Source organism: Micromonospora sp. NPDC003197 (genome assembly GCF_053590565.1).
The window spans coordinates 143,545-156,614 of the sequence record NZ_JBSFTE010000008.1 but is presented as its reverse complement, the minus strand read 5'-3'; the positions used below and the strand labels follow the sequence as shown (position 1 = coordinate 156,614).

Below are 13,070 nucleotides of genomic sequence, written 5' to 3'. Positions count from 1 at the left end.
CCAGGTGACCGTCGTGGCCGGTGCGAGCGGGAGGTACGGGTGTGCGCGGGCGGCTCTGTCTGATCGGTGCCGGGGTGGTCATGCTCGCCGGCTGTGGCGGCGAGGACGCCTCGCCAGCCCGGGTCGCCGTGCCCGTGCCCGAGGCCGTCGAGTTGCCGGCGTCCAACGCGGGCGGAGCGTGCGAGCTACTGGACTATCCAACCGTCGAGCAGGCCCTCAGCATCCGGTTCGATGTGGCGGCGGCCAGTCAGCGCAAGCAGACGTACACCTGTGTGTTGCGGACCGAGGCGGCAGACCAGCCCGACTTGACGCTGTCGGTCACCGACATCTCGATGGACGCCACCGGGTTCAAGGCCGACCTGGTGCCCCAGGGCGGGGCGTCCGTCAGTGGGCTGGGTAAGGCGGCATACCAGTTGACCGTGGCGCCGGCCGACGAGCACGGCGCGACGGCAGAGATCGGTTGGCTGAGCACGGACGGTCGGCCCGCCAGCCTTCACCACACGCTTCCCGCCGGCCAGGGACGGGACGCGGCTAAGGAACTGCTGCCCGCTCTCGTGGCGCTAGCCAAGAAGATCGACACCAGTAAGCTCTAGCCGCGCCGTCGACGAAACAATTAGGCGGCGGCCCCGCCGATCAGTGGGTGGCGACGAAGACGCGGGAGGCGACCTCGCGGGGGAGCCGGATCTTGTCGCCCGACCGGTTGATCGTTACCCCGTCGCGCTCCTGAGCGACGGTCACGGTCGCGCCCGGGTCGACACCTGCGGCGTGCAGCTGGCGTAGGACGTCGGCGTCGGTCTGCACGCTCTCGCAGATGCGACGCACCACGACCGGACCGGACAGCCCCGGGAAAGCCAGGTTGCGTTCACTGTCGGCGGCTTCGGTGCTGAGCGGGACGGAGTCCCCGAGCGCCTCAAGGCCGGGGATCGGGTTGCCGTAGGGCGACCGGGTGGGGCGGTTGAGCAGGTCGTAGACCTTCTTCTCCACCGCGTCGCTCATCACGTGCTCCCAGCGGCAGGCCTCCTCGTGGGCCTCCTCGTAGGGCATCCCGATCACGTTGACCAGCAACAGTTCGGCGAGGCGGTGCTTGCGCATGACGGCCACGGCGTTGGCCCGCCCGAGGTCGGTGAGTTGCAGGCTGCGGTCGTCCTCCACGGTCAGCAGGCCGTCCCGTTCCATCCGGGCGACGGTCTGGCTCACGGTGGGCCCGCTCTGGCTGAGCCGCTCCGCGATCCGCGCACGCAGCGGCGGCACCCCCTCCTCCTCCAGTTCGAGGATGGTGCGTAGGTACATCTCAGTGGTGTCGACAAGGTCGTTCACGTCAGCGGCCTCCTAGCCGTCGATGCTACCTCGCGGTACGGACATAAACCCGCAGCCGAAACGGGGGTTGTGCGCGCCGATGGTGTTGACTGGACAGCATGTCCGAATCCGATGACCTTCTGGTCTCCCCGAGCGCCCTCGCCGCGGAGCTGGTCACTGCCGATCCGCCCACCATCCTTGACGTCCGGTGGCGGCTCGGCGGTCCGTCCCAGCGCGACGAGTACGCCGTCGGGCACCTGCCCGGGGCGGTCTTCGTGGAGTTGGACGAGTTGTGCGGCCCGGCCGGGGTCGATGGGCGGCACCCGCTGCCGGATTCGGCAACACTGCGCGACGTGCTGCGAGCGGCCGGCGTACGGGCCGGGCATCCAGTGGTGGTCTACGACGGTGGCGAGGGTCTGCCGGCGGCCCGACTCTGGTGGACCCTGCGCTGGGCCGGACACCAGCAGGCCCGGATCCTCGACGGCGGATATCCGGCCTGGCAGGCGGCGGAGCTCCTGGTCAGCACCGACCTGCCCGAACCCGAACCGGGCGACATCGAAATTCGACCCGGTGCGCTGCCGGTGCTCGACGCCCGGACCGCCGCCGACCTGGCCGTCGACGCGGACGCCGTACTGATCGACGTGCGGGCACCCGAACGGTTCCGGGGCGAGACCGAGCCGATCGACCCGGTCGCCGGGCACATCCCGGGCGCGGTCAACCTGCCGGTGAACGAGCTGACCGGGCCGGACGGCCGCTGGCCTGACGTTGCCGAACTCCGGTCCCGGTTCGCCCGGGTCGGGGTCGCTCCCGAGGTACGCGTCGGCGCGTACTGCGGTTCTGGGGTGACTGCCGCGCATACCGTGTTCGCCCTGCACCTGGCCGGCCGGCCAGACGCCGCCCTCTACGTCGGCTCGTGGAGTGACTGGGTCACCGACCCGTCCCGCCCGGTGGCCACCGGACCCGCCGACGAGTCGCCGGCCACCTAGCGACTCACACCGCCACGACCCCCCGCCACCTAGCGACCCGCGCCACGCGACGCACCGCCCGGCGGCGGGGCGTACCCCCGGGGTCACCGGTCCGACGTGCGACGATGTGCCCATGTCGGACGGCACTGTGGTGATGTGGGACGAGGCGTTACTGGCCTACGACCTGGGTGACCATCCACTCGATCCGGTCCGGGTCGAGCTGACCATCGCACTTGCCCAGGAGTTGGGTGTCCTCGACCGGCCCGGCGTGCAGATGATGGCACCGTCACCGGCCGACGAGGCGGCGCTGAGCCGGGTGCACCGGCCGGAGTACCTCGACGCGGTGCGGGCCGCGCCGGACGACCCCTTCTTCTCCGGCTACGGCCTCGGTACGGCGGACAACCCGATCTTCGACGGGATGCACGAGTCGAGTGCCCTGATCGCCGGGGCCAGCCTGACCGCAGCCGAACTGGTCTGGCGTGGCGAGGCGCGGCGGGCGGTCAACGTGGCCGGTGGGCTGCACCACGCCATGGCCGGCCGGGCAGCTGGGTTCTGTGTCTACAACGACCCGGCGGTGGCCATCGCCCGGCTGCTGGACCTGGGGGCCGAGCGGGTTGCCTACGTCGACGTCGACGTGCACCACGGCGACGGGGTGCAGCAGATCTTCTACAACGACCCACGGGTGCTGACGGTCAGCCTGCACGAGACGCCGCTGGCGCTGTTCCCGGGCACCGGCTTCCCGGACGAGACGGGAGCCCCCGGTGCCGAAGGCAGCGCGGTCAATCTGCCCCTGCCGCCGAGCACCAGTGACGCCGGTTGGCTGCGCGCCTTCCACGCCGTTGTTCCGTCGGTGTTGCGGGCGTACCGGCCGCAGATCCTGGTGACCCAGTGTGGGGTGGACAGCCATCGCGCCGACCCCTTGGCCGACCTGCGGCTCTCGGTCGACGGGCAGCGCGCCAGCTACCTGGCGCTCCGGGCGCTCGCCGACGAGTTGTGCGAGGGCCGCTGGGTGGCTACCGGAGGTGGTGGGTACGCCCTGGTTGAGGTGGTGCCCCGGGCCTGGACCCATCTGCTCGCGGTGGCTACCGGCGAGCCCCTCGACCCGGCCACGCTGACCCCACCGGACTGGCGCAAACTGGCCCAGGTACGCCGGCCGCACCGGGAGGTGCCGCTGCGGATGACCGACGACGCGGACATCTCGTACGAGCCGTGGCAGCCCAGCGGCGAGCCGGATGCGGTGGACCGGGCCATCATCGCCACCCGTAAGGAGGTGTTCCCGCTGCTCGGTCTCGACCCGCACGATCCCCGGGACTGACCAGCACACGTCACAGATCACCTCAGGTCACTGCTCACCCCAAGTCACTGTTCACCCCACTCCCAGGACTGATCACCCCACCCTGGAACCGGTCACCCCGTACACCCCGACCATGGCTACGGAGGCTGAATCCGCCATGGACCGCTCCGCGAACGTCCTGCTCAGCGATGGCACCACCGTCCACCTGCGGCAGATCCACCCCGACGACGCCCCCGCCATCGTGGCGATGCACTCCCGGTTCTCCGAGCGCACCCGCTACCTACGTTATTTCTCGCCGTACCCGCGCATCCCGGACCGGGACCTGCGGCGGTTCGTGACCGTAGACCATCACGACCGAGAGGCGTTCGTGGTGCTCTCCGGCGAGGACATTCTCGCCGTCGGTCGCTACGACCGGCTCGGGCCGGAGGCTGTCGAGGCGGAGGTGGCCTTCGTGGTGGAGGACGCCTACCAGGGGCGGGGCATCGGGTCCGTACTACTGGAGTATCTGGCCGACGCCGCACGGCAGGAGGGGATCACCCGGTTCGTAGCCGAGGTGTTACCGGCCAACGCGAAGATGCTCCGGGTCTTCGCCGACTTCGGCTACCAGGTGACCCGTCAGTACGCCGACGGGGTGGTGCACCTGACCTTCCCCATCGCCCCCACCGAGCAGTCGCTGGAGGTGCAGCGGGACCGCGAACACCGTACCGAGGCCCGGTCCATCGCCCGGCTGCTGAATCCGCGAGCGGTCGCGGTCTACGGTGCCAGCAGCAGCGGGCAGGGGGTGGGCGCGGCGGTCCTGGGCCATCTGCGCGACGGCGGCTTCACCGGCGAGATCGTGCCCGTACACCCGCACGCGGACCGGGTCGGCGGGCTGCCGGCGTACCGGTCGGCGGGGGACGTCGAGTTCGACATCGACCTGGCGGTGGTCGCGGTACCGACCGAGGCAGTGGCCGACGCGGTCGCCGACGCCGGCAGCGCCAACGCGCACGGGCTGGTGGTGATCTCATCCGGCTTCGCCGAGTCCGGCCCGGCGGGAGCACTCGCGCAGGAGGCCCTGCTCCGGCAGGCGCACGCCGCCGGCATGCGGGTGGTCGGCCCGAACTGCCTGGGCATCGCCAACACCGACGAGCGGGTACGCCTCAACGCCACCCTCGCCCCGGCGTTGCCCGGTGCCGGGCGGGTCGGCTTCTTCAGCCAGTCCGGCACGTTCGGGGTGGCGTTGCTGGCCGAGGCGGATCGGCGCGGGCTTGGCCTGTCCAGCTTCGTCTCGGCGGGTAACCGGGCCGACGTCTCCGGCAACGATCTGCTGCAGTACTGGCAGGACGATCCGGGCACTGACGTGATCATGCTCTACCTGGAGAGCTTCGGAAACCCGCGTAAGTTCGCCCGGTTGGCCCGGCGGATCAGCCGGACGAAACCGGTGGTGGCGCTCGCCTCCCCGGCGCGCGAGCCGGGCTCGGCTCCGGGAACGGCCGTCGGACCGGACGCCAAGGCGGTGACCGAGTTGTTCGCCCGGTCCGGGGTGATCCGGGTGGACACCGTGGCCGAACTGTTCGACGCCGGGGTGCTGCTGGCCAACCAGCCGCTACCGGCCGGCCGGCGGGTCGGCATCGTCGGGAACTCCTCGGCGCTGTCCCGGCTGGCCGCGACCGCCTGTCGGGCCGGCGGGCTGACCGTCGCCGAGGGGCATCCGTTGGATGTCGGCTCCGAGGCGGGCGTCCCGGTCTTCGCTGCCGCACTCGACGCCGCGATGGCCGACGACGGTGTCGACGCCCTGGTCGTGGTCTTCGCCCCGCCGCTGCCGGGCCGCGCCGCCGACGAGGACGTCGACTTCGCCTCAGCGCTGGCCGGGGTGGCCCTGACCGGGGACAAACCGATCGTGGCAGCCTCCCTGGTGGACCGGCTGCCGGCCGGTGTGCCGGCGTACCCGTCGGTGGAGGAGGCGGTACGGGCCCTGGCCCGGGTGGTCGGCTACGCCGACTGGCTCCGGCGACCACCGGGCCAACTGCCCGAACTGTCCGATGCGGACCCGATGGCGGCCCGGACGGCGCTGGCCGAGGACCGCCCGGCGCTGGCCGAGCGGCTGCTGCGGGCGTACGGCGTGCCGGTCGTACCGTCGACCCGGGCAGGCTCGGCTGCGGAGGCGGTTGCGGCGGCGCGGCAGTGGGGGCTGCCGGTGGCGCTCAAGGCGGCCCGGGAGGGGCTGCGGCACCGGCTCGACCTGGGCGCGGTCCGCCTGGAACTGGCCACCGAGGCAGCGGTACGCCGGGCGTACGGCGAACTGGCCGGGCTGTTCGGCACCGACGTGCTGGTGCAGCCGATGGTGGCCCCGGGCGTCGCGTGCGTGGTGGAAATGGTCGAAGATCCAGCGTTCGGTTCGGTGGTCGGGTTCGGGCTGGGCGGGGTGGCGAGCGAACTGCTCGGAGATCGGGCCTGGCGGGCCGCGCCGCTGACCGACCGGGACGCGGCCGACCTGATCGACGAGCCGCGAGCCGCGCCGCTGCTGCACGGCTACCGGGGAGCCGAGGCGGTCGACCGGGCCGCGCTGACGAACCTGCTGCTGCGGGTGGGCCGGCTGGTCGACGAGCACCCCCAGGTGCGGGCACTGACCCTCAATCCGGTGCTGGTCCGGCCGCAGGGACTGTCGGTGCTGCACGCCACGGTACGGGTGGACGCGGCGGCGATACGTCCGGACACCGGCCCCCGGCGCCTGTGACCAGCTAGCGGTGTCGTCTGATCGGCTAGCGGTGTCCTGTGAGCAGAGTGGTGTCGCCTGATCAGCGCGTGGCAGCGTCGCCCGACTTTCGGTCCAGCCACCAGAGCACCAGCCGGTCCCCGGCGGCGAGGAGGGCGAGTGCCGCCCCGAGCCCGGGGAGGCCGGCGGTGACCAGAGCCAGTGCGCCGCCACCGAAGACGCACCACTCCGGGATCAGGCGGAGCGGGTCGGGCAGCACCTTCCGGCCCTTGGGGGCGACCCAGCGGGCCCAGATGGCCACGGCGGCCAGCGGGAGCAGTACGGCGAGGAGCAGCCGGCCCCAGACCGGGGCCGGGGCCTGCCATCCGCCGTACGCCAGCGCCGCCAGCGCGGCCAGTTCCAGCAGGAAGCGGAGGCCCAGAGCAGCGGTCATCATGCCAGCAGTCTGGCAGGGAAACTGTGTGCCAGGGAAACTGTCGGGCAGCCCCAGCCGGGGAGAGCAGGGGCCGCCACCAGTTCGGTTCCAGGGTCAGCTGGCGTACGTCTCCAGCCGCTGCGCCCGCGACGGTTGGCGGAGCTTGAGTAGCGTCACCTTCTCGATCTGGCGGATCCGCTCACGGGAGAGCCCGAACTCGCGACCCACCTCGTCCAGGGTGCGCTGCCGACCGTCGTCGAGCCCGAAGCGCAGCCGGATCACCGCCTGCTCCCGCTGCGACAGGGTGGCGAGGACGATCTCCACCTCGTTGCGAAGCTGCCCCTGGGTGGCTGTCTCGCCCGGGTCGCTGCTCGGATCCACGGCAGCCACGAAGTCACCCAGCGCGCTCTCGCCGTCCTCGCCGACGGCCTGGTCCAGGCTGACCGGCTCCCGGTCGTAGGAGATGAGCTCGATCACCTGGAACTCAGCGACGCCGAGGGCAGTGGCGATCTCGGCGACGGTGGGTTCCCGGCCCAGGGTGGTGGCGAGGTCCCGGCGGGTACGCACCATCCGGTTCACCTGCTCGACCATGTGCACCGGGATGCGGATGGTGCGGGCCTGGTCGGCCATGGCGCGGGTGATGGCCTGGCGGATCCACCAGGTGGCGTAGGTGGAGAACTTGTAGCCCTTGGTGTAGTCGAACTTTTCGACGGCGCGGATGAGGCCGAGGTTGCCCTCCTGGATGAGGTCGAGGAAGGCCATGCCCCGCCCGGTGTAGCGCTTGGCAATGCTGACCACCAGCCGCAGGTTCGCCTCCAGCAGGTGGTTCTTGGCGGCGCGACCCTGGTCGACGACGATCCCCAGCTCCGTACGCAAGGGCTCCGCCACCGAATCGGTGAGCTTCTCCTCGGCGTAGAGGCCGGCCTCGATTCGCTTGGCGAGCTCGACCTCCTGTACGGCGGTGAGCAGCTTGGTCCGGCCGATGCCGTTGAGGTAGGCCCGGACCAGATCGGCCGAGACGCCGCGCTCGTCGGTCGCGTCAAGATCGACCAGGTGCTCGTTGGCGATCCTGCCGGCATCGGCGTCTACCGCCGATCCCACCATGACGGCCGGCTTGAGTTCTTTCTCGGTCATCTGCAGGACCATCTCCAGTCGCCTCCCCGTGTCGGCGTGGCACGCGCTAGCACGAACCGCGCTAGTGGGTACCAGCTTGGCCGGTGAGGCGTGAAGCTGAGGTGAGGAGACGGCCGACGTGGCATGAATCCGGTATCAGACCGGAGGTCATTCGTCCGTTCTGGTGGCGTATCCGGGTAATGTCCAGCGAAGATTCGGCTTGCCGTCGCCGATTACTCTGCCACCCGTTCGCCACTGAGACACCACAGGAAAGCAACGGAGGACGTGATGGTCTTCAAGAGATTGATGCAGGCGATGGGCGTTGGCGGTCCGTCGGTGGAGACCGTGTTGAGCAACCCCAACTGCCGGCCCGGCGGATATCTGGAAGGGCAGATCCACGTCGCCGGCGGCGACCACGCGGTGGACATCGAGTACGTCGCACTGGGCCTGGTGACCCGCGTCGAGGTGGAGAGCGGCGACAGCGAGTACGACACGACCCAGGAATTCCACCGCCAGCGGATGACCGGCCCGTTCCGCCTGGAGGCGGGGCAGCGCCACGACATCCCGTTCCGGTTCGACGTGCCCTGGGAGACGCCGATCACCGAGGTCTACGGCCAGCACCTGCACGGCATGACGATGGGGCTGCGGACCGAGCTCGAAGTCGCCCGCTCCCTCGACAAGGGGGACCTCGACCCAGTGGCGGTGCATCCGCTCCCGGCCCAGGAACGCATCCTTGACGCGCTGCTGCGGCTCGGTTTCCGGTTCAGCCGGGCTGACGTCGAACGGGGCCACATCTACGGCGTACAGCAGACGCTGCCGTTCTACCAGGAGATCGAGTTCTACCCGCCACCCCAGTACGCCCGCGCGATCAACCAGCTGGAACTGACCTTCATCGGTACGCCCCAGCACCTCCAGGTCGTACTGGAGATCGACAAGCGGGGTGGAGTGTTCACTGAGGGACGGGACGCGTTCGGTCGGTTCACTGTGGACTATGCCACCGTCGAGCGGACCGACTGGGTGGCCCAACTCGACGGCTGGCTGCGACAGTCCATCCAGAAGCGCGGCCTGTTCTTCTGATCTGGAGTGTCGGGCCCGGCTACGGTCGAGGTGCGCCACGTCAGCTGCCGGTCGAAATGGCCACGAGTCAGCTGCGGTCGGTGCGGGCCACGTCGGCTCTCCGGCCAAGATGGGTCCGCTGGCCCGGTGCCAGCGGACCCGGTCTGGTTTACAGCTCCAGCAGCACGGTCCGGGGACCGACGTTGACGCTCTCGACCAGCATGTGTGCCCGGAACCGGCCAGTCTCCACCTTCGCGCCACGCGACCGCAGTGCCTCGGCGAACGCGGTCACCAGCGGTTCGGCCACCTCGGCCGGGGCCGCCGCACCCCAACTCGGCCGTCGCCCCTTGCGGGCGTCCCCGTAGAGGGTGAACTGGCTGACTACGAGGATCGGCGCGCCGATCTCGGCTGCCGACCGCTCGTCGTCGAGGATGCGCAGATCATGCACCTTGCGGGCCATGGTCGTGGCGGTGGCTCCGGTGTCGGCGTGGGTAACGCCGAGCAGCACCAGCAGACCATCGGAGATCGCCCCCACGACGGTCCCGTCCACCGTGACGCTGGCTCGGCTCACCGTTTGTACCACCGCACGCATGAGGAGCAGACTGCCACACCGGCCGCTCCGGGCCGCTTCAGGTCAGTCGGATACGGGCGCGATGATTCCCCGCTCGACCAGGTGGGCGATGATCGGCCCAGCCGCCTCGGCCAGGTCAGGCTCCGGGACCTCGTGGGCGACGGCGAGCAGGGCGAGTTGATCGCGTAGCGGCAGCCGTCCGTCGCAGCCCCCCACCAGCGCCAGCACCAGCGGGTCGACCTCCTCGGACCAGCGCAGCCCGTGGGGCATGGCGAGCACCTGCCGGTCGACCGTCCAGCCCTCCTCGCCCATGGTCGCCTCCTGCCGCAGCCGTAGCCCGTCGGCGGCCTGGTAACGGGCGGCGAGCAAGCCGTCGGTGTTGCGTACCCGAAGCCAGTCCTGGCGGTCGAACCAGGCCGCGACCTGGTCGCCCAGCGGCGGCTGCACCGGCTGACGCAGATCCTCCACCCGGACCACCGGATCGTCGTGGCCGCTGCGGCGCAGGTTGATCACACCGAAGCCGATCGCCTCGACCTTGTGCGCATCGAACCAGTCCAGCCAGTCGACCACCCGCTGCGGATCGGTGGCCTCGCTGGCGTCGGCCAGCCACAGGTCCACGTACGCCTTGGGGTCGGCCACCTCGCGCTGGATGACCCAGGCGTCCAGCCCGGTGCCGGCGAACCAGCCGGCTACCCGCTCGTCCCAGTCCTCGCCGGCGACGTGTACCCAGTTCGCCAGGTACTGCATGGTGCCGCCCTCGGTGAGCAGGCCCGGTGCCGCAGCGGCCAGTTCCGCCCCAACCCCGTCACCGACCCGACCAGAGTCCCGGTACGTGTGTGTGGTGGTGCCCGGCCCGACCACGAACGGGGGATTGCTCACCACCAGGTCGAAGCGCCGGCCGGCGACCGGTGCGACCAGATCCCCGGCCAACAGTTCCCACTGCTGTCCGCTCAGCCGGGCGGTGGTCGCCGCGAACCGCAGCGAGCGGGGGGAGAGGTCGGTGGCCGTGACCGCCTGCGCGTGGGTGGACAGGTGCAGCGCCTGCACCCCGGAACCGGTGCCGAGGTCGAGCGCGGTGCGGACCGGTCGGCGGATCGCCGCACCGACCAGGGTGGTGGAAGCACCTCCCACGCCCAGCACGTGGTCGCTGGCCAGCGGGCCGGGGCGGCTGCCGGCCGGCAGGTCGGAGAGCACCCACCAGGTGTCGCCGTACGGCTCCAGGTCGATGGCCTGACGTAGGCCGTCGACGTACCGCTCGACCAGACCTCCGGCGAGCGCGTCGGCCAGCGGCAGCGGAGCGAGTGCGGCGGCGACCGCCGGCTCTGGCTCGATCTGGGCGCAGACGAAGAGCCGGATCAGGGTGTCGAGGCGGTCCCCGCCTTCGGTGGCCCGTAACGCGGCCCGGTAGTCGTTTGCAGCCAGCGCTCCCGTGGCTATCGGTCCGAGCCGCTCGGCGATCCCGCTCGACGTGTATTCGGCGCTGATCAGCGCGTCTCTGAGCTGGTCGACCCCGGTGGGAGAGAGCAGCATGTCATGTACGTCCACGCCCCCATCCTGCCGGCTGTCGCCCGCCGTGTCGGCTGCAACCCCACGTCACCTGCCGGATGAGCTGATTTCGCTGGAGGAGTCCGGAGGGAAGATCCGACGTGTACGTCGGGGATGCGCCGGCCTCCCGGCTTCCCTCATCGCGTGGTGGGCAGCTGACCGACGGCCCGTATTGGTCACATCAGGATGGTCTGACGAATCACGTGCGGCATCATCGGACCATGGCGTTGTCCCTCCCTATTGACCCTGCGGCGAACGAACTCGTCGTTCGGAACCCGCTCGCGTTGCTGCTCGGAATGCTGCTTGATCAGCAGGTGTCCATGGAGAAGGCGTTCTCGGCGCCGTACGACCTGGCGCGGCGGCTGGGTCACGAGCCGGATGCGTACGAGCTGGCCAACTTCGACCCGGAAGCGCTGGTGGCGATCTTTTCCGAGCGACCCGCGCTGCACCGGTTTCCCAAGGCGATGGCCGCCCGTGTCCAGGAGATGTGCCGGATTCTCGTCGAGCGCTACGACGGTGAGGCGGCGCAGGTGTGGGCCGACGCTCCGGATGGTGCGACCGCGTTGCGGCGGATCGGGGAGCTGCCCGGGTTCGGTAAGCAGAAGGCGCAGATCTTTCTCGCCCTGCTCGGTAAGCAGTTCGACGTACGGCCACCCGGCTGGCAGGAGGCCGCTGGGGTGTACGGCGAGGATGGGGTGTATCGCTCGGTTGCCGACATTACCGATAGTTCAGCGTTGGCGCGGGTACGTGAGTACAAGCAGCAGATGAAGGCGGCTGCGCAAGGAACTGGTCCTCGCGGCGCTGCGCCGGGGACCACTGCCCGCTGAACTGCTGCGTCGGATACCCGCAACGCACCGGGTGACCCGGGAACTGCGCGCTGGCCTAGTCGCTCCGGCCTAGTCGCGCTGGCCGACCCGGGCTGGTCCCCTGCTGGCTGATGCTGGCTGGTCCCGCCGACATGCCGGCGCGTACCCGATGTGTCGTACGGATGTTAGGCGAGTGCCGTACGGCGGGGCGTCAGGCGGCGGTGGGCTGGGCGAGGCTGGCGAGCGCCCGGCGTACATCGGCCAGGGAGACGGTGGCGGACTCGTCGAGGTCGGCCAGCCCGGCCTCGATCCATTGCCGCATGAGGGTGGTGACTCCGATGCCCCGGGCGTCGGCAGCGGCCCGAACCCGCTCGTAGGTTTCGAGTGGCAACCGTACGGACCGGCTGACCATGGGTACGTCGGTGTCCGGAGTGGGCAGCTCGGCCGGTTGGCTGTCGTCGATCAGCTCGGCGAGCCGCTCGCCCCCGTCGTGGAACTGCTTGGTCGCGTCCTGCCGGTTCATCTCCGTCGCCTCCTCATCTTCGCCAGCCCTGCATCGCCTCGTCGTAGCGCTTGGACTCGCTGTCGCTCAGGTCCCGCGCCGAGAGGATGTCCCAGTCGTGGTCGACCCGGTCCGCCTCGGCGAGCAGGATGGCCAGACGTCGACCCCGGTGTGCGGCTGCATAGACAATCATCACGTCGTCGCCGAGATGTCGGATGATCCGCCGGGCGCTGTGCAGGGCTTCCCAGACTTCTGCCGGGGTAACGTCGTAAACCTTCAGGTTGCCCAGTGCCTCATCGGTGAAGCTGAACCTCCTGCCCACCTGCGGAGCGTACCACGCACGTAACACGTACCGGGTTGACCTGGTTGCCGACGGTGCTGGCCGCGGTAGATGCGAGGATGAACGGGCACCCCCGAGGAGGACCGCGTGGTGAAGCGTCAGGCGTTCGAGCCGATCCTGATCACCGATGCCTCGCGCAGCCAGGACGACCAGTTGCAGAGTCGCCAGGTGCGGTACCTCATCATGATGGGCATCCGCCTGCTCTGCCTGGTGCTGGGGGCGACTCTGGTCGTGGCCGAGGCACCGATGCTCTGGTTCTGGCTGCCGCTCTGCGGGGTTGGCATGATCCTCCTGCCGTGGTTGGCCGTGATCCTGGTCAACGACCGCCCGCCGAAGGACAAGCATCGTCTCGCCTACCGGTTCCAGCGGCGGGCCGCCACCGGAAGTGCGCCGCGCAGCCTGTCGGCCGAGGAACGGCCACACCCGATCATCGACGCCGAGCCCTGAGGCACCCATCCCGCTGCGGCGCCCA

14 protein-coding genes are annotated in these 13,070 nt (G+C 70.4%); 7 read left to right on the top strand and 7 right to left on the bottom strand.

What is annotated here, in order from left to right:
* The first annotated feature begins 41 nt into the window (after positions 1-41).
* On the top strand, positions 42-593 hold the full coding sequence (locus tag ACWDV4_RS11680; RefSeq protein ID WP_449977043.1) for a hypothetical protein: 552 nt from the start codon (positions 42-44) through the stop codon (positions 591-593).
* A 40-nt stretch (positions 594-633) separates the two neighbouring features.
* On the opposite strand, the gene ACWDV4_RS11675 is transcribed toward ACWDV4_RS11680, so the two are convergent.
* Positions 634-1,317, bottom strand: a complete 684-nt coding sequence (locus ACWDV4_RS11675; RefSeq protein ID WP_449977041.1) for a metal-dependent transcriptional regulator — start codon at positions 1,315-1,317, stop codon at positions 634-636.
* Positions 1,318-1,415: 98 nt separating this feature from the next.
* On the opposite strand from ACWDV4_RS11675, the gene ACWDV4_RS11670 reads away from it, so the two are divergent.
* The 3 genes from ACWDV4_RS11670 (at position 1,416) to ACWDV4_RS11660 (ending at position 6,271) form a co-directional block, all read left to right on the top strand.
* Positions 1,416-2,282 (top strand): sulfurtransferase, encoded by an 867-nt coding sequence (locus ACWDV4_RS11670; protein WP_449977038.1) that lies wholly within the window; start codon positions 1,416-1,418, stop codon positions 2,280-2,282.
* 112 nt (positions 2,283-2,394) lie between these two features.
* On the top strand, positions 2,395-3,576 hold the full coding sequence (locus ACWDV4_RS11665; RefSeq protein WP_449977035.1) for an acetoin utilization protein AcuC: 1,182 nt from the start codon (positions 2,395-2,397) through the stop codon (positions 3,574-3,576).
* A gap of 112 nt (positions 3,577-3,688) precedes the next feature.
* The gene (locus tag ACWDV4_RS11660) at positions 3,689-6,271 is read left to right on the top strand and encodes a bifunctional acetate--CoA ligase family protein/GNAT family N-acetyltransferase (RefSeq protein WP_449977032.1); all 2,583 of its coding nucleotides are present in this window, start codon (positions 3,689-3,691) and stop codon (positions 6,269-6,271) included.
* Between the two features lie 61 nt (positions 6,272-6,332).
* On the opposite strand, the gene ACWDV4_RS11655 is transcribed toward ACWDV4_RS11660, so the two are convergent.
* Both ACWDV4_RS11655 and sigB read right to left on the bottom strand, forming a co-directional pair.
* Positions 6,333-6,686: a DUF2568 domain-containing protein gene (locus tag ACWDV4_RS11655; protein ID WP_449977029.1), complete on the bottom strand. Its 354-nt coding sequence runs from the start codon at positions 6,684-6,686 to the stop codon at positions 6,333-6,335.
* A 93-nt stretch (positions 6,687-6,779) separates the two neighbouring features.
* Positions 6,780-7,769, bottom strand: coding sequence for an RNA polymerase sigma factor SigB (sigB, locus tag ACWDV4_RS11650; RefSeq protein ID WP_449977217.1), 990 nt, complete (start codon positions 7,767-7,769; stop codon positions 6,780-6,782).
* 297 nt (positions 7,770-8,066) lie between these two features.
* On the opposite strand from sigB, the gene ACWDV4_RS11645 reads away from it, so the two are divergent.
* A complete protein-coding gene (locus tag ACWDV4_RS11645; RefSeq protein ID WP_449977026.1) occupies positions 8,067-8,855 on the top strand; it encodes a sporulation protein in 789 nt (262 codons plus the stop codon).
* 148 nt (positions 8,856-9,003) lie between these two features.
* Here ACWDV4_RS11645 and dtd read toward each other — a convergent pair whose 3' ends face one another.
* Both dtd and ACWDV4_RS11635 read right to left on the bottom strand, forming a co-directional pair.
* Positions 9,004-9,426, bottom strand: coding sequence for a D-aminoacyl-tRNA deacylase (dtd, locus tag ACWDV4_RS11640; RefSeq protein ID WP_449977025.1), 423 nt, complete (start codon positions 9,424-9,426; stop codon positions 9,004-9,006).
* A 42-nt stretch (positions 9,427-9,468) separates the two neighbouring features.
* Positions 9,469-10,950 (bottom strand): DUF7782 domain-containing protein, encoded by a 1,482-nt coding sequence (locus ACWDV4_RS11635; protein WP_449977022.1) that lies wholly within the window; start codon positions 10,948-10,950, stop codon positions 9,469-9,471.
* 221 nt (positions 10,951-11,171) lie between these two features.
* Between ACWDV4_RS11635 and ACWDV4_RS11630 the strand changes: the two genes are divergently transcribed.
* Positions 11,172-11,777, top strand: a complete 606-nt coding sequence (locus tag ACWDV4_RS11630) for an HhH-GPD-type base excision DNA repair protein (RefSeq protein WP_449977019.1) — start codon at positions 11,172-11,174, stop codon at positions 11,775-11,777.
* A gap of 190 nt (positions 11,778-11,967) precedes the next feature.
* Here ACWDV4_RS11630 and ACWDV4_RS11625 read toward each other — a convergent pair whose 3' ends face one another.
* Both ACWDV4_RS11625 and ACWDV4_RS11620 read right to left on the bottom strand, forming a co-directional pair.
* On the bottom strand, positions 11,968-12,279 hold the full coding sequence (locus tag ACWDV4_RS11625) for a hypothetical protein (RefSeq protein WP_449977016.1): 312 nt from the start codon (positions 12,277-12,279) through the stop codon (positions 11,968-11,970).
* 13 nt (positions 12,280-12,292) lie between these two features.
* Positions 12,293-12,580, bottom strand: a complete 288-nt coding sequence (locus ACWDV4_RS11620; RefSeq protein WP_449977014.1) for a hypothetical protein — start codon at positions 12,578-12,580, stop codon at positions 12,293-12,295.
* Positions 12,581-12,688: 108 nt separating this feature from the next.
* Here ACWDV4_RS11620 and ACWDV4_RS11615 point away from each other — a divergent pair, with 108 nt between their 5' ends.
* Positions 12,689-13,045: a DUF3099 domain-containing protein gene (locus tag ACWDV4_RS11615; protein WP_449977214.1), complete on the top strand. Its 357-nt coding sequence runs from the start codon at positions 12,689-12,691 to the stop codon at positions 13,043-13,045.
* The last annotated feature ends 25 nt before the right edge of the window (positions 13,046-13,070 follow it).